Here is a 21,824-nt window from a genome sequence, read left to right as displayed (position 1 = left end):
TTTCCATCCACCAGGGGGTTGCCGGCAGCTCCGATGGTGGGCTGAAGCCCACCCTACGCTCTAAGAATACCGGCCGTAGCCCGGGCTTCAGCCCGGGAAGGCGGCCATCAGAACCCCAGGGTCGCCGACACCAGCCAGGTGCGTGGGGTGGAGAGGGTGAGGCCGGTGGCGGTGCCGTCGGGGACGTTGGCGGAGGCCCAGTAGGCCTTGTCCATGACGTTCTCCACGCTGGCGCGCAGGGTCACGTCCGTCTCGCCGACGCTGAAGGCGTAGCGCGCGCCCAGGTCGTAGCGCTGCCAGGCGTCGGCCTTCTGGGTGTTGGCCGGGTCCAGGTACTGGGCGCCGGTGTGGATGGCCCGCGCGGTCAGGGTCAGCCCCTGCACCTGGGGCAGGTCCCATTCGACGCCGAGGTTGGCGTTGAGGACCGGCGCGCCGATGGCGCGGTTGCCATCGTTGCTGCCATTGGCGGTGCGGGTCAGCTCGGCGTCCAGCAGCATGGCGCCGCCGAGGATGCGCACGCCTCCCAGCGGCTCGCCGAACAGGTTCAGCTCCAGGCCCTGGTTGCGCTGCTCGCCGTCGGGGCGCAGGTAGCCGTTCTCGGTGTAGTAGGCGGGCTTCTCGATGCGGAAGACGCTGAGGGTGCTGGTCAGGTTGCCCATGTCGTACTTGATGCCGGCTTCCACCTGCTTGCTGCGGTAGGGCGCGAACACCTGGCCGGCGTTGCTGGCCGTCTCCGGGGCGGTCTGGCCCTGGGTCAGGCCTTCCATGTAGTTGGCGTACAGCGACAGCGCCTCGGTGGTGCGCCAGACCACGCCCAGGGCCGGCGAGGTGGCGCGCTCGTCATAGCGCTGGTCGGGCTCGCCCGGCTCGGAGCTGTCCACCTCCACCCGCTGCAGGCGCGCCCCAAGGGTCAGCAGCACGCTGTCACCGGCGAAGCTCAGAGTGTCGGCCAGCGCCAGGCTGGAGAGCACGCTCCGGGTGTGGGTCGGGTTGTCGGCGGCCGTGGGCGTGACCGGCTCCGGCAGGGTCGCCGGGTCGAACAGGTTGCTCACACCGTTGGCGTAGCGCGCACCGCTGTTGTCGAAGGTCATGTCGAAGCGGTTGAGGCTGAGGTTGAGGGTGTGCCCCACCGAACCCGTGGAGAACCAGTTGCGCAGGCCGACCGTGGCGGTGCGTACCTCCTCCTCGCGCTGGAAGGCGCGCGGGCTGACCACGAAGCGCCCGGCGTCGTTGGTCAGTTGCACCGCGTGGCGGAGGAAGTCGTAGTCGCCCCGGCGCGCGCCGGCGGCGGCATAGACCATCAGCGACTCGCTCAGGTCGTACTCGCCGCGCAGGGCGCCGAAGGTGTCCTTGGCCCGGGAGTAGGTCCAGGGCTGGGCGAAGTTGTGGTGGATGTCCTCGGCGTCCGGCACCTTGACCCCGGCGTTGAGGCCGACCCGCTCCATGGGCCCGTCGACGTCGCGCTCCTGTCGTCCGAGATCGAGGGACAGGCGCACGCGCTCGGCGCGCAGGTCCAGCCCGAGCACGGCGGAATCACGCTCCAGGCTCTGGTGGTCCCACTCGGTGTCGCCGGATTGCTTGACGCCGTTGAAGCGCAGGCCGAAGCGCTGGTCGTCGCCGAAGCGCCGGCCGATGTCCACGTGCCCACCCAACTGGCCGGAAGAGGCGTGCATGGCGGTGAACTCGGTGGTCGGCTCGTCGCCCGCGCGCTTGGGCTCGATGTTGACGCTGCCACCGACGCTGCCGTTGGGTGCGAGGCCGCCGAGCAGGGCACCCGGGCCCTTGAGGATGTCGACGCGCTCGGCCATCTCCATGTCGTTGGAGTAGGTCGGCAGTACGCCGTAGAGGCCACCGTAGGCGACATCGCTGTTGTAGAGGCTGTAGCCACGGATGGAAAACTGCTCGAAGCGCCCTGCCGACGGGTTGGTAGTACGCACCGAGGGGTCGCTGGCGACCACGTCGGCGAGGGTACGGGCCTGCTGGTTCTTCACCGCTTCGCTGGTGTAGGAGGTGAGGTTGAAGGGCGTCTCCATGAAGTCGCGCTCGCCCAGCATGCCCAGCCCGCCACGCCGGGAAACCTGGCCGCCGGCGTAGTGATCGGCGGCGGCGCCACTGCCCTGCCCGGTGATGGCGATCGGTTGCAGCTGCTGCACGCGGCTCCCCTCCTCGGGCATCGGCAGCAGGGTGTAGCTGCCTTCTCCGGCCGGCTGCAGCATCAGCCCGGAGCCCTGGAGCAGGCGGGCGAAGCCCTCTTCCACGCCGAAGTCGCCGTTCAGCCCGGCGCTGCTGCGCCCTGAGACCAGCGCCGGGTCGACGGACAGGCTGACGCCGGCCTCGCCGGCGAAACGGGTCAGCGCCGCGCCGAGGCTGCCGGCGGGGATCTCGTAGCTGCGACGCGTGCCGTCATCGGCCCAGCTGGGCGCGGCAAGGCCGGCGCAGCCCAGGGCCAGGAGCAGGGGCATCGCGAAAGGACGGAAGGAGGGGGACGAGGACATCGGAGGCTCTCTTTTTTCGTTCTGTTGCCTGTGATGACAGGCGAGCCGGAAAAAAGGGACAGCCTTCAGCCAACGGAGGGCCGCGGCACCAGCGACACCCAGTAGCGGGTACGGTAGTGCACCTCGATGGGCAGGCTGGCGGCCAGCAACGCCAGGGCCTTGTCGGTGTCTTCCAGGCGGAAGGTGCCGGTCACGGCGAGCCTCTCCAGCACCGGGTCCCAGCGCAGCACGCCGGGTCGGTAGCGATCCAGCTCGCGCAGCACGGCGCCCAGGGCGCGGTTCTCGACGATCAGCACCCCCTGCTGCCAGTCGGGCTGGCGCGTATCGAACGCCTCTACCCGGCCCACGCCCGATGCGCTCATGCCGGCGCGCTGGCCCGCCTGCAGGGTGACCGGGCCGCCCTGGGCGGGCTCCAGGCGCACCACGCCGCGCGCCACCGAGACCAGGCAACCCTGGTCGAACTGGCGCACGCAGAAGCGCGCCCCGGAGGCCAGCAGGCGACCGTCACGGGTCTGCACCCGCAGGCCGCCCGCGCCGTCCACGGCGATCTCGCCTTCGACCAGGGCGAGCCGGCGGCGGCCTCCATCGAAGTCGAGGTTCACCGCACTGGCGGTATTGAGCTGCAGCCGCGTGCCGTCGGGCAGGTCCAGCGAACGACGCTCGCCGGTGGCGGTGCGCAGGTCGGCGCTCCAGTGGGCGATGGGCATCTGCCGCCAGGCGAGCCAGCCGGCAGGAGCCAGGGCGCCGAAGGCGAGCAGGCGCTTGAGACTCTTGCGTCGCGCGAGGTCCGGCCGGTCGAGGCTGGCCAGGGCCAGGGCGCCGGGAAGCTGGGCGAAGCGCTGGCGCAACGCCTGGGCCTTCTGCCAGGCCTGCTCGTGGTCACTGCTGCGGGCCCGCCAGCGTTGCAGCTCGGCATGGTCGGCCTCGCGGGCACCGCCGGATTCCAGCAGCGTCAGCCAGTGCGCTGCTTCCCGCGCGACCTGGCGCGCCAGGGGCGATGGCTGGCCGCTCACAGGTCCACCAGCAGGCAGTGTTCGTAGGCCTTGGCCATGTAGCGCTTCACCGTGCGTTCGGACACCTCCAGGCGCCGGGCGATGCTGGCGTAGTCGAGGCCTTCGAGCTGCGCCCAGAGGAAGGCGCGGCGCACTGCCAGCGGCAGGCCGTCGAGCAACTCGTCCAGCGCTTGCAGGGTCTCCAGCAGCAGCCAGCGCTGCTCGGGCGAGGGCGCTTGCGCCTCCGGCAGGCTGGCCAGGGCGTCCAGGTAGGCGCGCTCCAGGCTGCGGCGCTGGTGGTGGTTGATCAGCAGGCGCTTGCCAACGGTGAGCAGGTAGGCGCGGGGCTCCTGCAGGCGCGGCAGCGGCTTGTCCTGGTGGGCGGCGAGGACGCGGACGAAGGTGTCCTGGGTCAGGTCGGCGGCATCCCAGGCGTTGCCCAGGCGGCGCCGCAACCAGCCTTCCAGCCAGCTGCGGTGTTCGCGATAGAGGGTGTTGAGGGTGGGTTCGGGTGCCGCGGCTGCATCGTTCATGGGTGGCACGCCGGAAGGTAAATGGAATCAAATGCGAGTGATTCTATTTACTTTTCATTGACATTCCAACTGCCGAGCGCGGCGCTCCCTCAGGCCTCAACCTCGGCGAAGCCGGCGCGGATGCGCGCTTCCGGCAGGTTGTCGCCGATGAACACGATCACGCTCTCGCGTGCCTCGCCCTCCGCCCACTCCTTGTCCCAGTCGAAGCCGTAAAGGCGCAGCACGCCCTGGAACACCATGCGCCGGTCCTCGCCGGCGATATCCAGCACGCCCTTGTAGCGCAGCAGGGCGTTGCCGTGCTCTTCCAGCAGGCCTTCCATGAAGGTGCTGAGCTTGTCGAGGTCCAGCGCCCTGTCGCTCTTGAGCACCAGGGTGGCGATGCGGTCGGTGGAGCCGGCCGGGGTCAGCGGACGCAGGCTCAGGGCCGGGCCGATGTCGGCATTGAGGTTGAAGCCGCGCACGTCGAGCAGCTCGGCCAGGTCGATGCGGCCGTGGTCGACCACACGGATCGGCGCGCGGCGGTTGATCCGCGACAGCCGCTGGCTGAGGGCCTCGAAGTGGGCGTCGTCCACCAGGTCGCGCTTGCTCACCAGGATGCGATCGGCGAACCCGACCTGGGCCTGGGCGATGGTCTCGGCCAGGTGGCGCTCGGCGTTGGCGGCGTCCACCAGGGTGATGATGCCGTCCAGCACGTAGCGCTCGCAGAGCTCCTCGTCGGCGAAGAAGGTCTGCGCCACGGGCGCCGGGTCGGCCAGGCCGGTGCACTCGATCACCAGGCGGTCGAAGGCCAGCTCGCCGGCGTCCAGGCGTTCCAGCAACAGGAACAGGGCCTTTTCCAGCTCGACGTGGATGGAGCAGCAGACGCAGCCGTTGGCCAGGGTCATCACCTGCACCGGCTCGCTGCCGAGCAGTTGGCCGTCGATGGGCGTCTCGCTGAATTCGTTTTCGATCACCGCGATCTTCAGGCCGTGCTCGGCCTTGAGGATGTGCTTGAGCAGCGTGGTCTTGCCGGCGCCGAGAAAGCCGCTGAGCACGGTGACGGGGATGGGGGTCGGGTACATCGTGATCTCCAAAAGACACGCGCCACGACGAGTCGTGGCGCGTGGGTAACTGTCAACCTGTCTCGCCAGGCGTCGCGAGCGCAGCAGCCTGGTGGCGACCAGCACGCAGGAACCGCAATGTACTCCAGTACATGAGGATTACTCGCGTGCGCTCGCCCTTCAGGCCGAACTGAAGTTCGTTCAGCGGGCAAGCCCGCTGTCCGAGCACTGCCCGCTTCCAAGATGCCAAGCGCAGCAGCCTGGCGGGTCAGGTTTCAACAGCAGCGGATGGGTCGCCCCTTCCCGCCTCCGTAACGCGCCTCCTGGCGCTCGCGGAAGAACTCCTCGTAGCTCATCACCGGCTTGTCCGGGTGCTTGCCACGCATGTGCTCGACGTAGTTGTCGTAGTCGGGCATGCCGACCAGCATGCGCGCGGCCTGCCCCAGGTACTTACCCATGCGGCTCAGGTCATTGAACATGCGCGTTCACTCCTCAGGCATCCGGGATCGGCTGGAAGGGCGATTCCTTGTCGGTGCGCTCGGGCTTGGCCCAGGCCGCGCGTCCCACCTTGATGGCGTAGAACAGGATGCTGAGCACCACGAAGAGGAAGAGCACGGTCAGGGTCGAGTTGGTATAGGCGTTGAAGATCACGTGCTGCATCTGCGCCATGTCCTTGGCCGGGGCCAGGATCTGGCCGGCGTCGGCGGCGTCGCTGTACTTCTTGGCCAGGGCCAGGAAGCCCACCGCCGGATTCGGGTCGAGCAGCTTGATCAGGCCCGCGGTGGTGGTGCAGATCAGCAGCCAGGTGGCCGGCACCAGGGTGACCCAGACGTAGCGCTGGCGCTTCATCTTGATCAGCACCACGCAGCCGAGCATCAGGGCGATGCCGGCGAGCATCTGGTTGGAGATGCCGAACAGCGGCCACAGGGTGTTGATGCCGCCCAGCGGGTCGATCACGCCCTGGTACAGCAGCCAGCCCCACATGGCCACGCAACCGGCGGTGGCGATGACGTTGGCGGTCCAGGACTCGGTGCGTTTCAGCGCCGGCACGAAGTTGCCCAGCAGGTCCTGCAGCATGAAGCGCCCGGCACGGGTGCCGGCGTCCACCGCCGTGAGGATGAACAGCGCCTCGAAGAGGATCGCGAAGTGGTACCAGAACGCCATGGTGTTCTCGCCCGGCAGCACCTGGTGGAGGATCTGCGCGATGCCCACGGCCAGGGTCGGCGCACCACCGGCACGGGCCAGGATGGTGTGCTCGCCGATGTCACGGGCGGTGGCCTCCAGCACTTCCGGGGTGATGGTGAAGCCCCAGCTGCTGACGGTGGCCGCCACGGCGGCGACGTCGGTGCCGACCACGGCCGGCGGGCTGTTCATGGCGAAGTACACGCCCGGCTCGATCACCGAGGCGGCGACCATGGCCATGATGGCGACGAAGGATTCCATCAGCATGCCGCCGTAGCCGATGTAGCGGGCGTGGGACTCGTTGGCCAGCAGCTTGGGCGTGGTGCCGGAGCTGATCAGCGCGTGGAAGCCGGAGACGGCGCCACAGGCGATGGTGATGAACAGGAAGGGGAACAGGCCGCCTTTCCACACGGGGCCGGTGCCGTCGACGAACTGGGTCAGCGCCGGCATCTTCAGCTCGGGCATGGTCACCAGGATGCCGATGGCCAGGGCGATGATGGTGCCGATCTTGAGGAAGGTCGACAGGTAGTCGCGCGGCGCCAGCACCAGCCACACGGGCAGCACGGCGGCGACGAACCCGTAGCCGATCAGCATCCAGGTGATCTGCACGCCGGTGAAGGTGAAGGCCGGCCCCCAGACCGGATCGGCGGCGACCTGGCCACCCAGCCAGATCGACAACAGCAGCAGCACCACGCCCACCAGCGAGATTTCGCCGATGCGGCCCGGGCGGATGTAGCGCATGTAGATGCCCATGAACATCGCGATGGGAATGGTCGCCATCACGGTGAACATGCCCCAGGGGCTCTCGGCCAGGGCCTTGACCACGATCAGCGAGAGCACCGCGAGGATGATGATCATGATCAGGAAGGCGCCGAACAGCGCGATGGTGCCGGGGATCTGGCCCATCTCCTCGCGCACCAGTTCGCCCAGGGAGCGGCCGTTGCGGCGGGTGGAGATGAACAGGACCATGAAGTCCTGCACCGCCCCGGCCAGCACCACGCCGGCGATCAGCCACAGCGTGCCGGGCAGGTAGCCCATCTGCGCCGCGAGCACTGGCCCCACCAGCGGGCCGGCGCCGGCGATGGCGGCGAAGTGGTGGCCGAAGAGGATGTGCTTGTTGGTCGGGACGTAGTCCAGGCCGTCGTTGTTGAGCAGCGCGGGGGTCGCGCGGGTCGGGTCCAGCTGCATCACCCTGGTGGCGATGAACAGGCTGTAGTAGCGGTAGGCGACCAGGTAGAGGGCAACGGCCGCGACCACGATCCACAAGGCGTTGATCGCCTCGCCGCGGCGTAGCGCAACCACACCCAAGGCACATGCGCCGACCACCGCCAGCACTGCCCAGGGCAGGTGGCGCGTGACGCTATTGTTATTGTTCATAGGGAACTCCGAATGGATAGACAGACAAGCTGCCGCACAAGCTTAGCCGCTCCCCGGCGAAACTGAAGTCAGACCTTGGTCTAGAGCCTTCGGCCGCTGTCGTCGGGGTGGTCGGACGCTGTCTATCCGGGGCATGGAGTGTGCCCTGCCAGCCCCCGTGCACGGGCATGACCGCTGTGTAGGGTGGAGGTCGCTTTTCTGCCTCCACCAGGCGGTGTGGAGGACGGGGAGAGCGGTGGGCTGAAACGGAGCGCCGCCCGGCCCACCCGGTGCCCAGACAGGTCCACCTGCGAGCCTGGGTCCGCTGCATGGGTAGGTCGGGTGCACGCCGACATTGCGGCCAGGCCGCCTGATCACCGGGCATGAAAAAGCCGGGCATCGCCCGGCTTCCTCGTTACCGCTGCCGATCAGGCCGGCTGCTTGGCGTAGCGCGCCAGCTGCTGGTCACGGCTCATCACTTCCAGGGTGTTGGCCAGTACCTGCTCACCGGTCACGTCCGGGGCGGAGAAGATGGTGGAGAAGTTCTCCTGGGCGACCTTGGCGAAGTGCGCGCGGTCGGATTGTTCGACCCCCAGCAGGGTCGCGTAGGCGTCCAGCGCCTCGCCCTGGCCCTGGGCCATGTCCTCGGCGATGTTGTCGAGCATGCCGTTCATGGCCAGCATCGAGCGGCCGCCATAGCCGATCTTGGCGTTCACGTCGCAGCCGTTGGTGCCGGAGGTCATGCCGAAGGTGGCGTTACCCGAGGTGCCGTTGGTGGTGGTTGCCAGGAAGTGCGGGGCGAAGCCTCGCTGGCCGTCGAAGAGCATGTTGCCCCAGCCACATCCGTTGCCACCGGCAGCATCGGCATGCGCCGCCACGCTACCCACGCTCAGAAGTCCCACAATCAAGCCTTTGACCAGCAGTCGGTTGTCCATTAGCTGCACTCCAGAAATCAACAAAGGGGTTAAATCGCCTAAGCAGCTTTGGCGACACTTGGCGAACTGTCAAACCGCAACGGACCGACGCACCGCCCAATGGCGACGCCGCTTGCACGGATGTGAACGGGTTGACGCGCGCCCCTTGCCGGGCATCGGGATTGGGAGTCTAATCCGCCGCGAACGAGCCCCGGCGCCCAGTCCCTCCCTGATGACGACCATGTACGGCCTCCCCCGCCGCAGGATCGCGGCCCTTTTCTGTCTCCTCGCCCTGGCCACCGGTTGCCGCGAAGCGGTGTCCCCGCCTCTCGATCAGCAGCTCTACATCTGGCAGCGCCAATGGCTGCCCGCCCATTCCGACGCCCTGGCCCGCAGCCGCAACGACTTCTCCACCCTGCGCGTGCTCGCCCTGCAGGCCCACCCCGGTGCCGGCTGGTCGCGCATCCGCGTCGACGCCCCGCTGCTGCGCGCCGATGGCCGGCCACTGGTGGCCGTGGTCCGCCTCGACGGCCAACTGCCACAATTGGACGCGCAACGGGCACGGGAGGAAATCACCGCGCTGCTGGCCCACTGGCAGGCCGCCGGCCTCACCCCCCAGGCGCTGGAGATCGACCACGACTGCGCCAGCGCGCGCCTGCCCGGCTACACCCGCTTCCTCGCCGAGCTGCGCCAGGCCCTGCCACCGGGCCTGCGCCTGGGCATCACCGCCCTGCCCGCCTGGCTGTCCAGCCCGGAGCTTGACGCACTGCTGGCCCAGGTGGACGGCAGCGTGCTGCAGGTCCACGGCGTCAGCGCTCCCGAGCAGGGGCTGTTCGATGCCGACAAGGCGTTCGCCTGGGCACAGCGCTGGGCCGAACGCAGCGAGCGCCCCTTCCTGCTCGCCTTGCCCGCCTACGGTGCCGGCCTCATCAGCAGTGCCAGCGGCACCCGGGTGGAAAGCGAAGCGCCGCTGAGCCTGGCCGGCGAGCGCCGCGAACTCAGCGCCGATCCGCAGCAGGTCGCCGCCCTGGTCCATCGCCTGCGGGATGAGCGCCCCGCCCACCTCGCCGGGCTCATCTGGTTCCGCCTGCCCCTGCCGGGCGACCGCCGCGCCTGGCCCCTGGCGACCTTGCGCGCCGTGGCCCGGGGCGAGCCGCTGGCGGCGGCACTGGCCGTCCAGGTGGAACGCCCACGGGGCGATGACTTGCGCGAACTCAGCCTCACCAATAGCGGCAATGCCCCCGCGACGCTGCCGCAACGCCTGGAGATCGCCGCCCGCGACTGCCAGGCCTTCGACGCCCTGCCCGGCTACCGCATGCAACGCAGCGACACGGGCCTGGTGCTGGAGCGCCAGGCCGCCGCCGACCTCGCCGCCGGCCAGCGCCGTGCGCTGGGCTGGGCCCGCTGCTCCGAACTCGATCAAGGAGGAATCCATGTACGCCCCTGAGCGTCGTCCCGCCCGTCTTGCCCTGGCCATCGCCCTCGCCCTGCCGCTGGGCAGCGCCCTGGCCTGCGGCCCGGACTTCTCCATGCGCCTGCTGGACGACCGCGCCAACAGCCTGGCCGAGCTGCCCGAGGGCAACTTCGCCTTCGAGATCACCCGCCTGGCCCCGCCCATCCCCGGGCTCAAGCCGGTCACCGAGGTCAGCCTGGTGCCACGCTGGGAAGAGGACAACGGCGCCTACCTGCAGCAGCGTGACGAGCGCGAGAAAAGCGAACTGGGCGAAGCGATGTGGCAGCGCGTGCAAACCCTGCGCGGCCTCGATGACGCCCAGCGGGCCGAAGCGGAGGGCCAGGACCTGCCCGCCGAAATCCGCCTCTACACCGCCGGCGCCGTAGCCTTCCAGGGCGACCCTGCGCTGGCCGTCGACTACTTCCGCCGCGTCCTCGCGCTGCCGGAAGCCGAGCGTCGCACCCGCAGCACCTGGGCCGCCTACTCCATGGGCCGCACCCTGGCCGCCAGCAGCCGCGCCCTGCCTGCCAGCGACGAAGTGCTCAGCGACGAGGAAATCACCCAGCGCCTGCACGCCAATGCCGAAGCCGCCAGGGAGGCCTTCCGCCTCACCCGCAAACTGGCCATCGAGGGCTTCGACGACCCGCTGGAGCTGGCCGCCGCCAGCCTGGGCGAAGAAGCCCTGCTGGCCAGGGAAGCCGGCGACTGGGGCGAGGCCATCCGCCTCTATTCCAACCAGGCCGCGCTGCACGCCAACACCGGCTACAGCTCCCTGCGCCAACTGAGCGGGGAGCTGGCGCGCATGCCCGACGAGCAACTGGTGCCGCTGCTGGCGGTGCCCGAGGTGCAACAACTGCTGACGGTGCGCTTGCTCACCCGCATCGGCTGGTTCTACGACGACCAGCCCAGCGGCGAGCAGCACCTGGCCGAACTGCTGATGGACCTCGACGCCGCCGAGCTGCCCAACGCCGATCGCCTCGCCGCACTCGCCTACCGCTTCGGCCGCTACGACAACGCCGAGCGCTTCCTGGCGAAGGCCGGCGACAGCGGCCTCGCCTGGTGGCTGAGGGCCAAGCTGGCCCTGCGCGCCGGCGACACCCCGCGCGCCACCGAAGCCTATGCCCGCGCCGCCAGGGCCTTCCCCGAGGACGAGCAATGGGGTGCCCGGCGCACCGAGAACTGGGAGTGGGAAACCGTCAGGCCGCGCTGCCGGGTGGAGGGCGAGAGCGCCATCCTCGCGCTGCAGCGCGGCGACTACCTGGAGGCTTTCGACAACCTCTACCGCAGCGGCGAGATCTACTGGATGGATGCCGCCGCCGTGGCCGAGCGGGTGCTCACCCTCGACGAACTCAAGGGCTATGTGGACGCCAAGGTGGACGCGCCGCCGGCACAGACCCAGGAAGACCGCGACGCCTACCGCCCGCGCCCGGTAGCCGCCTCCCTGCGCGAGCTGCTGGGCCGTCGCCTGCTGCGCGAAGGCCGCTACGACGAAGCCCCGGCCTACTTCGAGAGCGACGAACTGCGCGCCGCTGCCCGTGAATACGGCCAGGCCCGCGAGCAGGCGCAGGGCCGCTGGACCGGCATCGGCCGCGCCGAGGCCTACTACGCCGCCGCGCGCCTGGCCCGCTGGAAGGGCATGGAGCTGCTGGGCTACGAGATGTCACCGGACTTCCATGCGCTGGGCGGCTACTTCGCCCTCACCCAGGTCGGCACGCTGAAGGCGGAGGGTCTGTTGTCCGAGGGCGAGGTGCAGCGACAGAACGCCCATATGGCGCAGCCCAACTCGCGCTATCACTACCGCTGGGTCGCCGCCGACCTCACCGAGCGCGCCGCCGACGACCTGCCCCATACCAGCCAGGCCTTCGCCGCCGTGCTGTGCAAGGGCAGCGGCTGGATCCAATACACCGACCTTCCCCGCGCCCAGGCCATCTACCGGCGCTACGTCGAGCACGGCCCCTTCGTGGAGTGGGCGGGCAACTTCGGCATGAACTGCGAGGAGCCGGACTTCGAGAGCGCCCACGGCCGCCTGTGGGAAGAACGTGAACAGGCCGTGCGCGACGGGTTCTACTCCATCAGGTACGGCCTCGTCGCCGGCGCCGCGCTGTTGCTGGGTGCTGCCGGAGCCTGGCTGTGGCGCCGCCGTTCCCGATGAGCGGCAGCCCCGAGCCTTGTCTATAGTTGTGTGAATTGAGCAGGAGCCATGCCATGAGTGACACAGACAACGAGCGCCGACGCTTCCACCGCATCGCGTTCGATGCCGCCACCGAGATCGCCCAGGACGAGCGTCGCTGGAACGTCGAGCTGCAGGACATCTCCCTGAAGGGCCTGCTGGTGGAACGCCCGAGCAACTGGAACGGCGATCCGGACCAGCCGTTCCTCGCCACCGTCCGCCTCAGCGGCGACACCCAGGTGCGCATGGAAGTCGTGCTGACCCGCGTCCAGAAGGACCAACTGGGCTTCGTCTGCCAGCACATCGACCTGGACTCCATCGCCCACCTGCGCCGCCTGCTGGAGCGCGACCTCGCCGCCCTGGTGGAGAAGTAGCCGCTACTCGAACAACGCGTCCAGCGCCTGCTCCAGGCGTGTCACCGCGATCACCCGCAACCCGGGCGGCGCCTCCTTGGGGGCGTTGCCCTTGGGCACGATGGCCCGCTTGAAGCCGTGCTTGCCCGCCTCCTTCAGGCGCTCCTGGCCGCTGGGCACGGGACGCACCTCGCCCGACAGCCCCACTTCGCCGAACACCAGCAGGTCATGCTCCAGCGGGCGGTTGCGCAGGCTCGACATGATCGCCGCGATCAACGCCAGGTCGGAGGCCGTCTCCAGCACCTTGACCCCGCCCACCACGTTGAGGAACACGTCCTGGTCATGGGTGGGGATGCCGCCGTGGCGGTGCAATACCGCCAGCAGCATCGCCAGGCGGTTCTGGTCCAGGCCCAGGGTCACGCGACGCGGGTTGGCCAGGTGGCTGGTGTCCACCAGGGCCTGCACCTCCACCAGCATCGGCCGCGAGCCTTCCCAGGTGGCCATGACCACGCTGCCGGGCACCGCTTCCTGGGCGCGGGTGAGGAAGATCGCCGAGGGGTTGGAAACCTCCTTGAGGCCCTTGTCGGTCATGCCGAACACGCCCAGCTCGTTGACCGCGCCGAAACGGTTCTTCACCGCCCGCAGCAGGCGCAGGCGGCCATCGGACTCGCCCTCGAAATACAGCACCGTGTCGACCATGTGCTCCAGCACGCGCGGCCCCGCCAGGGCGCCTTCCTTGGTCACGTGGCCGACCAGGAAGATCGCCGTGCCGCTCTGCTTGGCGTAGCGCACCAGCAACGCCGCGCTCTCGCGCACCTGGGCCACGCCGCCGGGGGCGGACTGCAGCTGCTCGGTGAAGATGGTCTGGATGGAGTCGATCACCATCACCTTGGGCTTCTCGACCCGAGCGGTGGCGATGATGCTTTCGATGCAGGTCTCGGTCATCACCTTGAGCTTGTCCTCGGGCAGCCCGAGGCGGCGGGCGCGCATGGCGACCTGCTGCTGGGATTCCTCACCGGTGACGTAGAGCGCGGGGAAGCGCGCGGCGATGTTGCACAGGGTCTGCAGGAGGATGGTGGACTTGCCGATGCCCGGGTCGCCGCCGATCAGCACCACCGAGCCGTCGACCAGGCCGCCGCCGAGCACGCGATCCAGCTCGGCGGAAGCGGTGGAAAAGCGTGGCATCTCCTCGACGCTGACCTCGGCCAGGGTCTTGATCTGCGCCTGGCCGCCGGCCCAGCCGGCGCGCCCGCTGGGGGGCGCGGCGCCGTCGATGACGGTTTCAACCAGGGTGTTCCAGGCCCCGCAGTCACCGCATTGGCCGGCCCATTTGGGGAAGGTCGAGCCGCACTCGGTGCAGCCGTACATGCGCTTGGCCTTGGCCATCAGCGGACTCCGTCAGAAAAACGAAGCCCGCATGATAGCGGATCAACCCCCGCAGGCGCGCCCGCAGCCGCAGCAGCCTTCCTTGCGCTCCGGCGCCTTGAGTGCCTGCAGGTTCTGCAGCAGGCCGTCGCGGCGCATGCGCAGGGCCTGGAGGCTGGAGCCGTCCAGCGGCTCGCTGCCCTGCTCGATGCGGCCGATGCGCTTCTCCAAAAGCTCGTACTGCTCGCGCAGGCGGGCGATGCGCTCCTCGGCGCGGCGCGCCTCGTACAGGGCCTTGCGGTCACGCTCGGGGGCGGTGCTGGGAAGGGTGTCGTAGACGGTCATGGCGACGGCTCCGGAAGGGGAAATGGGCGCCAGACTACCCAGCGCCGGCCTCCCCCGCGTTGACGCCGATCAAGCCGCCTCGCCGGCTACCGGGAACGGTTTCCTAGTGGTTCTTGAGCAGCTGGGCGATCTCGTCCTTCAGCGCCACCCGCTGCATCTTCAGGCTGTGCAGGGCGAGGTCGTCGAGGGCGTGCTTGCCGTCCTCCACTTCATAGATGCGTGCATCGAGACGCTGGTACTCCTGCGCCAGGCGGGAAAAATGCACGTTGTGTTGCAGCATCTCCTGCATCGTGTCGCGATATTCGGGGAACTCGCGATTGAGGGGGTGATGTTCGAGCGGCATGGTCGGGCTCCTCTCTCCGGAAACTTCCTTGAGGCTAGACCAAGCGGGGCCTTTGTTGGTGCCGGGCGGCCCGATGGCGTGTTCAGTGAACACTCGTGGCTGTGCGCCGCACGCGGGAAGTTCTAGGATTGTGCGCCTGACCGAGGAGAACCCCGATGCTGGAGCTGCGCCCTAGCTGCGAAGCCTGTTCCCGTCCCCTGCCCCCGTCGAGCACCGATGCGCGCATCTGCTCGTTCGAGTGCACCTTCTGCGCCACCTGCGCACAGCGCCTGGAAAACGTCTGCCCCAACTGCGGCGGCGGCTTCTACCCGCGCCCGGTGCGCCCGAAGGTCCTGCTGGCCCGCTACCCGGCCACCGGCGTGAAGGTGGAAAAGCCAGTCGACACGAGCGTCCACGCTGACTTCTGCCGCCTCTACCGCCATGTGGAACCGCAACATCGCTGAGATGGCGCGGTCAGAACACTCGGTTACACTTTCAGCCCATAACCAGAACCCGGGGAGCGGTACATGAGCCTACTGAACGAATTCAAAGCCTTCGCAGTGAAGGGCAATGTGGTCGACATGGCGGTGGGCATCATCGTCGGTGCGGCCTTCGGCAAGATCGTCTCGTCCTTCGTCGGTGACGTGATCATGCCGCCGATCGGCCTGCTGATCGGCGGGGTCGACTTCACCGACCTGGCCATCACCCTCAAGGCCGCCCAGGGCGACGTGCCGGCAGTGGTGCTGAGCTACGGCAAGTTCATCCAGACGGTGCTGGATTTCATCATCGTCGCCTTCGCCATCTTCATGGGCGTGAAGGCCATCAACAAACTCAAGCGCGAAGAGGCCGTGGCCCCTTCCGTCCCGCCGGCACCGACGCCGGAGGAAGTGCTGCTGACCGAGATCCGCGACCTGCTCAAGTCGCAGCAGCAGGACAGGCAGCCCTGACCGGATTGTCTTCGCAAACATGAAAACGGCGCCCGATGGCGCCGTTTCCGTTTCATGCCCCCGTAGCCCGGGCTTCAGCCCGGGACCTCCGGCCACTCCGTTCCCCGCGCTGAAGCACGGGCTACCACCGGGGGAACGCACCTCGTAGGGCGGGTGAAACCCGCGAAGCTCATATGAAAACGGCGCCTCGCGGCGCCGTTTTCGTTTTCAGGCTCAGCCCGTCTCCTCGACCGGCCTCAGCAGCAGGCGGTTGACCCGGCGCTCGCGCACCTCGGTCACCCGCAGCTCCCAACCTTCGACCTCGAGGCGGTCGCCGACCATCGGCAGGCGGTCCAGCAGGCTCATGGCCAGGCCCGCCAGGGTCTGGTAATCGTCCGTGGGGCGGGCGCGGAAGCCCACGCGCTCGCGCAGCACCGCCAGGTTCACCGCACCGCTGACCTTGTAGCCCTCGCCACTGGGCTCGATGTCCAGACCCTCGCTCTCGCTGGCGTCGGGCAACTGGCCGGCGATGGACTCCAGGATATCGGTCATGGTCACCAGGCCTTCGAAGCCGCCGAACTCGTTGACCACGAAGGCGATGTGGGTCGAGGCCTCGCGCATCTGCTCCAGGGCGCCCAGCACCGAGACGCTTTCCGGCAGGTTGACCGGTGAGCGCAGCAACGACTCCAGGTCCGGCTCCTCGCCGCGCAGCAGTTCCTTGAACAACTCCTTCTTGTGCAGGTAGCCCAGGGGCTCGTCCACCGCACCGCCACGGATCACCACCAGGCGCGAGTGCGGCGCCTGCAGCAGGGCCTGGTGGACCTGCTCACGGGAATCGTCCAGGTCGATGCGGTTGACCCGCGCGCGGTCGGTCATCACGGTGCGGATCGAACGCTCGGCCAGGTGCAGCACGCCACTGATCATCACCCGCTCGCGGCGGTCGAACACCGCGGTATCGCCTTCGCCGTCCCTGAGCATGTCGGCGATGTCGTCGCCCACCTCGCCGGCATCCACGCCGCGCCCGCCGAGCAGGCGCAGCACCGCGTGGGCGGTACGCTCACGCAGGCCACGGCTGCCCTGCAGCTGGCGCTTGCGGCGCCAGCGCACCGTCTGGTTGGCCAGCTCGATGAGGATCGAGAAGCCGATGGCCGCGTACAGGTAGCCCTTGGGAATGTGGAAGCCCAGGCCTTCGGCGGTGAGGCTGAAGCCGATCATCATCAAAAAGCCCAGGCACAGCATGATCACCGTGGGGTGGGCGTTGACGAAGGCGGTCAGCGGCTTGCTGGCGACGATCATCAGGCCGATGGAGATCACCACGGCGATCATCATCACTTCCAGGTGCTCGACCATGCCGACGGCGGTGATCACCGCGTCGAGGGAGAACACCGCGTCGAGCACCACGATCTGCGCGACCACCGGCCAGAACATCGCATAGGTGCGGCTGCCGCCCTGGTGGTGGACCCGCCCCTCGATGCGCTCGTGCAGCTCCATGGTGGCCTTGAACAACAGGAACACACCGCCGAACAGCATGATCAGGTCACGCCCGGAGAAGGCCTGGCCGAACACCTCGAACAGCGGCTCGGTCAGGGTCACCAGCCAGGAGATGCTGGCCAGCAGGCCCAGGCGCATGATCAGCGCCAGCGACAGGCCGATCAGGCGGGCGCGGTCACGCTGCTCGGGGGGCAGCTTGTCGGCGAGGATGGCGATGAACACCAGGTTGTCGATGCCGAGGACGATCTCCAGCACGATCAGTGTCAGCAGTCCCAGCCAGGCGGTGGGGTCGGCTATCCATTCCATGTTCAGGCACTCCTGGGCGAAAGACGGGCAGGCGCGAAGGCTGCATCGGCGCCATGGAAGCGCTGCAGGCGGATCGGCATGCGGGAAGATCGCGCGGCGGAGTGCCACGCTCGGATCGGGCGCTCGGCGGCGCCGGGTGAGGAAGGGGCCACGCCCACGCTGCTGGGGGGTGGTTTGCTACTGTCGCTGTCCATTGGGTCCCGGATCGAAAAAACGGACGTGCATCCTAGGACATGAATGCACGCCGTTTAATCCGGGAATTTTTACCAATCGTGTACGAAGTCGCTTAGCGCCGGCGGAACAAGGGCCTCGGCTCGATCACCGAACGCCCGTAGAGCACGCTGACCCCGGCCAGCCCCTTGAGCGCGTCGACCACGGACTTGTCCGCGCGCACGGCGAAGGCATCGAAGCCGCACTGGCGCATGTGCGCGAGCTGGTCGCGCAGCACATCGCCCACCGCGCGCAGCTCGCCGTGCCAGCCGAGCCGGCTGCGCAGCAGATAGGCCTGGCTATAGCCACGGCCGTCGCGGAAGCTGGGGAAATCCACGGCGAGGAGCGGCACATCGGTATCCAGCAGCGGCCCCAGCGTCTCCACCTCGTCATCCGGTTGCAGCAGCAGGCCGTCGCGGCCATCACGCTCGCGCCACAGGGCCAGCGGCAGGATCAACGGACCGTCCGGCAGGCCTTCGCCCACCTCGCGCACCAGGGTCCAGGGGTCGTCCGGCACCAGCTGCGGTTCTCCCTCCAGCAGGCGGATGAGGTTGTTCATGCCGGCACCTGTGCGCGGGCATAGACCCGCTCCTTGAAGGGCTCGATGCCAATGCGCCCGACGGTGTCGACGAAGCGCTCCTCCAGCTCGCGGTAGTCGAGGTAGGTGGCGACGATGCGCTCGATCACCTCCGGCACCTCGGCGGCGCTGAAGGACGGGCCGATCACCTTGCCCAGCGCCGCCGCCATGCCCTGGGCGCCGCCGAGGGTGATCTGGTACCACTCGCTGCCCCCCCTTGTCGACGCCGAGGATGCCGATGTTGCCGATGTGGTGATGGCCGCAGGCGTTCATGCAGCCGGAGATGTTCAGGCTCAGCTCGCCCAGGTCGTGGAGGTAGTCCAGGTCCTCGAAACGCTGCTGGATGGCCTGGGCGACGGGGATCGACTTGGCGTTGGCCAATGCACAGTAGTCGCCACCGGGGCAGGCGATGATGTCGGTCAGCAGGCCGATGTTCGGCGTCGCCAGGCCGGTATCGCGGGCGGCGTTCCAGAGCGCGTACAGGTCGCGCTTGCGCACGTCGGGCAGCACCAGGTTCTGTTCGTGGGCGATGCGGATCTCGCCGAAGCCGAAGCGCTCGGCCCAGTCGGCCACCGCCTCCATCTGCGCGGCGGTGACGTCCCCCGGCGGCGCGTCGATCCCGGGCTTGGTGGACAGCACCACGGCGACGTACCCCGGCACCTTGTGCGGCTGCAGGTTGCGCGAGCACCAGCGGGCGAACTCGGCATCGGCGGCCAGCTGGCTGCCGAAGGCCAGGTCGATGTCATCGAGCGTCTCGTAGCTCGGCGCGTCGAAGGCGGCGGCCACGCGCTGGTACTCCGCGAGGGTCAGCTGGGCCGGGCCGTCGCGCAGGTGCTGCCACTCGGCCTCCACCTCGCGGGCGAAGGCCTCGATGCCCAGCGCCTTGACCAGGATCTTGATCCGCGCCTTGTACTTGTTGTCGCGCCGGCCGTGGCGGTTGTACACCCGCAGGATGGCCTCGACGTAGGACAGCAGGTGCTGCCACGGCAGGCCCTCGCGGATCTGCAGGCCGAGGATCGGCGTGCGCCCGAGGCCACCGCCCACCAGCACCCGCAGGCACATCTCGCCCGCCGCGTCGCGGTACAGGTAGAGGCCGATGTCGTGCATCTGGATGGCCGCGCGGTCCTCGCCGGACGCGGAGATGGCGATCTTGAACTTGCGCGGCAGGAACAGGAATTCGGGGTTGATGGTGGACCACTGGCGCAGGATCTCGGCCAGCGGGCGCGGGTCCAGCAGCTCGTCGGCGGCCACCCCGGCGAAGGCCTCGGTGGTGATGTTGCGCACGCAGTTGCCGGAGGTCTGGATGGCGTGCATCTCCACCTCGGCCAGGCGTTCGAGGATGTCCGGCACCTCGGCCAGCTCGATCCAGTTGAACTGGATGTTCTGCCGCGTGGTGAAGTGGCCGTAGCAGCGGTCATGGTCGCGGGCGATGCCGGCCAGGGTGCGCAGCTGCCGCGACGACAGGGTGCCGTAGGGGATGGCCACGCGCAGCATGTAGGCGTGCTTCTGCATGTACAGCCCGTTCTGCAGGCGCAGCGGCAGGAACTCCTCCTCGCTCAGCTCGTCGCTGATGCGCCGCGCCACCTGGTCGCGGAACTGCGCCACGCGCTCGCGTACCAGCGCGTGGTCATAGTCGTCGTATCGATACATGCAAGGCTCCTCGGTCTGGCGCCGCCCCTGCACCGGGAGCGGAACAACGAGGTGCCACTATGGGCGGCCACGCCCCTCATAAACAGCCGCAGATGTGAACGCGAAAAGCAGATCAGATTTCGCGCCCGCTCAACGTCGCCGCTGTTTCCCTGGCATGCCCGCGCCTGGGATCTGATCTCTAAAAACCTCAATGATCTGAGCCTGTTTTGTTCAGACCCGGCTTTCTAGAGTGGCGAGCCTGCCAGCCCCGGTGCTGGCGCCTTCTTCCGCAATCGAAAAGGTTCCGCCATGAACACCGCACTACAGGAGCCCACCTACAACTACCGGGTGGTTCGTCAGTTCACGATCATGACCCTGGTCTGGGGCGTGGTCGGCATGGGGCTGGGCGTGTTCATCGCCGCCCAGCTGGTCTGGCCGCAGCTCAACCTCGACCTGCCCTGGACCAGCTTCGGCCGCCTGCGCCCCCTGCACACCAACCTGGTGATCTTCGCCTTCGGCGGCAGCGCGCTGTTCGCCACCAGCTACTACACGGTGCAGCGCACCTGCCAGGCGCGACTGTTCGGCGACGGCCTGGCCGCCTTCACCTTCTGGGGCTGGCAGGTCCTCGTGGTGATGCTGCTGGTCACCCTGCCCCAGGGGCTGACCACCACCAAGGAATACGCCGAGGTGGAATTCACCGGCGCCGTGTGGATGGGCATCGTCTGGGTCGCCTACGCGGTGGTGTTCTTCGGCACCGTGATGAAGCGCCGCACCCGGCACATCTACGTCGGCAACTGGTTCTTCGGCGCCTTCATCGTGGTCACGGCCATGCTCCACGTGGTCAACCACATGGCCATCCCGGTCAGCTGGTTCAAGTCCTATCCGCTCTACAGCGGCGCCACCGATGCCATGGTGCAGTGGTGGTACGGGCACAACGCCGTGGGCTTCTTCCTCACCACCGGCTTCCTCGGGATGATGTACTACTTCATTCCCAAGCAGGCCGGGCGCCCGGTCTACTCCTACCGCCTGTCCATCGTCCACTTCTGGGCGCTGATCACCCTGTACATCTGGGCCGGCCCGCACCACCTGCACTACACCGCGCTGCCGGACTGGGCGCAGAGCCTGGGCATGGCGATGTCGATCATCCTCCTGGCGCCGAGCTGGGGCGGCATGATCAACGGCATGATGACCCTCTCCGGCGCCTGGCATAAGCTGCGCGACGACCCGATCCTGCGCTTCCTCATCGTCTCGCTGGCCTTCTACGGCATGTCCACCTTCGAAGGCCCGATGATGGCGATCAAGACGGTCAACGCCCTCTCCCACTACACCGACTGGACCATCGGCCACGTGCACGCCGGCGCCCTCGGCTGGGTGGCGATGATCACCTTCGGCTCGCTCTACCACCTGATCCCGAAGATCTTCGGCCGCGAGCGGATGTACAGCACCCGGCTGATCAACGCGCACTTCTGGCTGGCCACCATCGGCACCGTGCTCTACATCGCCTCGATGTGGGTCAACGGCATCACCCAGGGCCTGATGTGGCGTGCGGTCAACGACGACGGCACCCTCACCTACTCCTTCGTCGAGGCCCTCGAAGCCAGCCACCCGGGATTTCTGGTGCGCTTCATCGGCGGCGCCTTCTTCCTCACCGGCATGCTGCTGATGGCCTGGAACAGCTGGGTCACCATCCGCGCGCCACGCAGCGAAGCCGCCGCCATCGCGGCCCGCACCTGAGGAGGCGGCCATGGACCTGGATGGCTTCTACGGGCTGCTGTCCCTCGGCGCCCTGGTGTTCTTCTACGTCGCCACCCAGCTCAGCCTGGGCGGCAAGGACCAGCGGCAGATCGACGAAGCCACCATGCTGCCCTTCGCCGACGACGAACCCGTGGCCCGGCGCATGGAACGCGCCACCGGGCGCAGCAGCACCGGTTGCAGCTGCCCCGGGCGCTGCGACGGCGCTTGTGCGAATCGTGGGGATGTGGAGATGTGAGGGGTAAGGCGGCGCTCCGCGAACCATGCGAAGCCCCGTGCCGCAGGATGGGTAGAGCCGTGCGAAACCCATGCTGACAGCCCGGCACCGATCCCATGCCCTACCTCGCATCGATGGGTTTCGCTTCGCTCTACGCCATCCCACGGGGCTCGCTGATGCGGTGTCGTAGGATGGG

At 68.4% G+C, this 21,824-nt stretch carries 19 protein-coding genes and 1 pseudogene; 7 read left to right on the top strand and 13 right to left on the bottom strand.

Translation table 11 applies throughout. The features are described from left to right. Positions 1-107 precede the first annotated feature (107 nt). From ACYJSS_RS29495 to ACYJSS_RS29465, 7 genes are all read right to left on the bottom strand, one after another. Positions 108-2,495, bottom strand: coding sequence for a TonB-dependent receptor (locus ACYJSS_RS29495; RefSeq protein ID WP_236206511.1), 2,388 nt, complete (start codon positions 2,493-2,495; stop codon positions 108-110). Between the two features lie 65 nt (positions 2,496-2,560). Continuing rightward, on the bottom strand, positions 2,561-3,508 hold the full coding sequence (locus tag ACYJSS_RS29490; RefSeq protein ID WP_236206510.1) for a FecR domain-containing protein: 948 nt from the start codon (positions 3,506-3,508) through the stop codon (positions 2,561-2,563). Next, positions 3,505-4,020, bottom strand: a complete 516-nt coding sequence (locus tag ACYJSS_RS29485; protein WP_236206509.1) for a sigma-70 family RNA polymerase sigma factor — start codon at positions 4,018-4,020, stop codon at positions 3,505-3,507. The genes ACYJSS_RS29490 and ACYJSS_RS29485 overlap by 4 nt, the downstream gene beginning before the upstream one ends. A gap of 89 nt (positions 4,021-4,109) precedes the next feature. Further along, positions 4,110-5,081: a GTPase gene (gene yjiA / locus ACYJSS_RS29480; RefSeq protein WP_236206508.1), complete on the bottom strand. Its 972-nt coding sequence runs from the start codon at positions 5,079-5,081 to the stop codon at positions 4,110-4,112. A 254-nt stretch (positions 5,082-5,335) separates the two neighbouring features. Then, positions 5,336-5,539, bottom strand: a complete 204-nt coding sequence (locus ACYJSS_RS29475; RefSeq protein ID WP_021218787.1) for a YbdD/YjiX family protein — start codon at positions 5,537-5,539, stop codon at positions 5,336-5,338. A gap of 13 nt (positions 5,540-5,552) precedes the next feature. After that, entirely contained in the window at positions 5,553-7,619 is a 2,067-nt protein-coding gene (locus tag ACYJSS_RS29470) for a carbon starvation CstA family protein (RefSeq protein WP_111259700.1), read from the bottom strand. A gap of 407 nt (positions 7,620-8,026) precedes the next feature. Continuing rightward, a complete protein-coding gene (locus tag ACYJSS_RS29465; protein ID WP_111259699.1) occupies positions 8,027-8,533 on the bottom strand; it encodes a DUF3015 domain-containing protein in 507 nt (168 codons plus the stop codon). Positions 8,534-8,753: 220 nt separating this feature from the next. Here ACYJSS_RS29465 and ACYJSS_RS29460 point away from each other — a divergent pair, with 220 nt between their 5' ends. From ACYJSS_RS29460 to ACYJSS_RS29450, 3 genes are read left to right on the top strand one after another with little or no spacing between them, the layout of a single operon-like run. Next, complete coding sequence (locus ACYJSS_RS29460) at positions 8,754-9,959, top strand: DUF3142 domain-containing protein (protein ID WP_236206507.1); 1,206 nt, start codon at positions 8,754-8,756, stop codon at positions 9,957-9,959. Continuing rightward, positions 9,946-12,117 (top strand): tetratricopeptide repeat protein, encoded by a 2,172-nt coding sequence (locus tag ACYJSS_RS29455; RefSeq protein WP_236206506.1) that lies wholly within the window; start codon positions 9,946-9,948, stop codon positions 12,115-12,117. The genes ACYJSS_RS29460 and ACYJSS_RS29455 overlap by 14 nt, the downstream gene beginning before the upstream one ends. A 53-nt stretch (positions 12,118-12,170) precedes the next feature. After that, a complete protein-coding gene (locus ACYJSS_RS29450) occupies positions 12,171-12,509 on the top strand; it encodes a PilZ domain-containing protein (protein WP_459481174.1) in 339 nt (112 codons plus the stop codon). Between the two features lie 3 nt (positions 12,510-12,512). Here the strand turns inward: ACYJSS_RS29450 and radA are convergent, their stop codons facing one another. The 3 genes from radA to ACYJSS_RS29435 all read right to left on the bottom strand — a co-directional run bounded on the left by radA (position 12,513) and on the right by ACYJSS_RS29435 (position 14,541). After that, positions 12,513-13,874 (bottom strand): DNA repair protein RadA, encoded by a 1,362-nt coding sequence (gene radA, locus ACYJSS_RS29445; RefSeq protein WP_111259695.1) that lies wholly within the window; start codon positions 13,872-13,874, stop codon positions 12,513-12,515. A 42-nt stretch (positions 13,875-13,916) separates the two neighbouring features. Continuing rightward, a complete protein-coding gene (locus ACYJSS_RS29440; protein WP_111259694.1) occupies positions 13,917-14,198 on the bottom strand; it encodes a DUF465 domain-containing protein in 282 nt (93 codons plus the stop codon). A gap of 103 nt (positions 14,199-14,301) precedes the next feature. Continuing rightward, entirely contained in the window at positions 14,302-14,541 is a 240-nt protein-coding gene (locus tag ACYJSS_RS29435; protein ID WP_111259693.1) for a YdcH family protein, read from the bottom strand. 155 nt (positions 14,542-14,696) lie between these two features. On the opposite strand from ACYJSS_RS29435, the gene ACYJSS_RS29430 reads away from it, so the two are divergent. Both ACYJSS_RS29430 and mscL read left to right on the top strand, forming a co-directional pair. Further along, positions 14,697-14,984, top strand: coding sequence for a DUF1272 domain-containing protein (locus tag ACYJSS_RS29430; protein ID WP_111259692.1), 288 nt, complete (start codon positions 14,697-14,699; stop codon positions 14,982-14,984). A gap of 63 nt (positions 14,985-15,047) precedes the next feature. After that, positions 15,048-15,467: a large-conductance mechanosensitive channel protein MscL gene (gene mscL, locus ACYJSS_RS29425; protein ID WP_111259691.1), complete on the top strand. Its 420-nt coding sequence runs from the start codon at positions 15,048-15,050 to the stop codon at positions 15,465-15,467. Between the two features lie 213 nt (positions 15,468-15,680). Here mscL and ACYJSS_RS29420 read toward each other — a convergent pair whose 3' ends face one another. The 3 genes and pseudogenes from ACYJSS_RS29420 to ACYJSS_RS29410 all read right to left on the bottom strand — a co-directional run bounded on the left by ACYJSS_RS29420 (position 15,681) and on the right by ACYJSS_RS29410 (position 19,680). Continuing rightward, positions 15,681-17,243: a TerC family protein gene (locus ACYJSS_RS29420; protein ID WP_236206505.1), complete on the bottom strand. Its 1,563-nt coding sequence runs from the start codon at positions 17,241-17,243 to the stop codon at positions 15,681-15,683. A 286-nt stretch (positions 17,244-17,529) separates the two neighbouring features. After that, entirely contained in the window at positions 17,530-18,012 is a 483-nt protein-coding gene (locus ACYJSS_RS29415) for a DUF934 domain-containing protein (protein WP_111259689.1), read from the bottom strand. Further along, positions 18,009-19,680: pseudogene (locus ACYJSS_RS29410) on the bottom strand (nitrite/sulfite reductase). Before ACYJSS_RS29410 ends, ACYJSS_RS29415 begins: the two are co-directional and overlap by 4 nt. A gap of 288 nt (positions 19,681-19,968) precedes the next feature. Here ACYJSS_RS29410 and ccoN point away from each other — a divergent pair. Together ccoN and ACYJSS_RS29400 are read left to right on the top strand one after the other, a co-directional pair. After that, positions 19,969-21,393: a cytochrome-c oxidase, cbb3-type subunit I gene (gene ccoN, locus ACYJSS_RS29405; RefSeq protein WP_236206504.1), complete on the top strand. Its 1,425-nt coding sequence runs from the start codon at positions 19,969-19,971 to the stop codon at positions 21,391-21,393. Between the two features lie 10 nt (positions 21,394-21,403). Next, positions 21,404-21,649 carry a cbb3-type cytochrome c oxidase subunit 3 gene (locus ACYJSS_RS29400; RefSeq protein WP_111259686.1) on the top strand — a complete coding sequence of 82 codons (246 nt, stop codon included), beginning with the start codon at positions 21,404-21,406 and terminating at the stop codon, positions 21,647-21,649. Positions 21,650-21,824: the final 175 nt, after the last annotated feature.

It is taken from the genome of Pseudomonas sp. No.21 (assembly GCF_054558415.1).
This window is presented reverse-complemented; position numbering and strand designations above follow the sequence as displayed.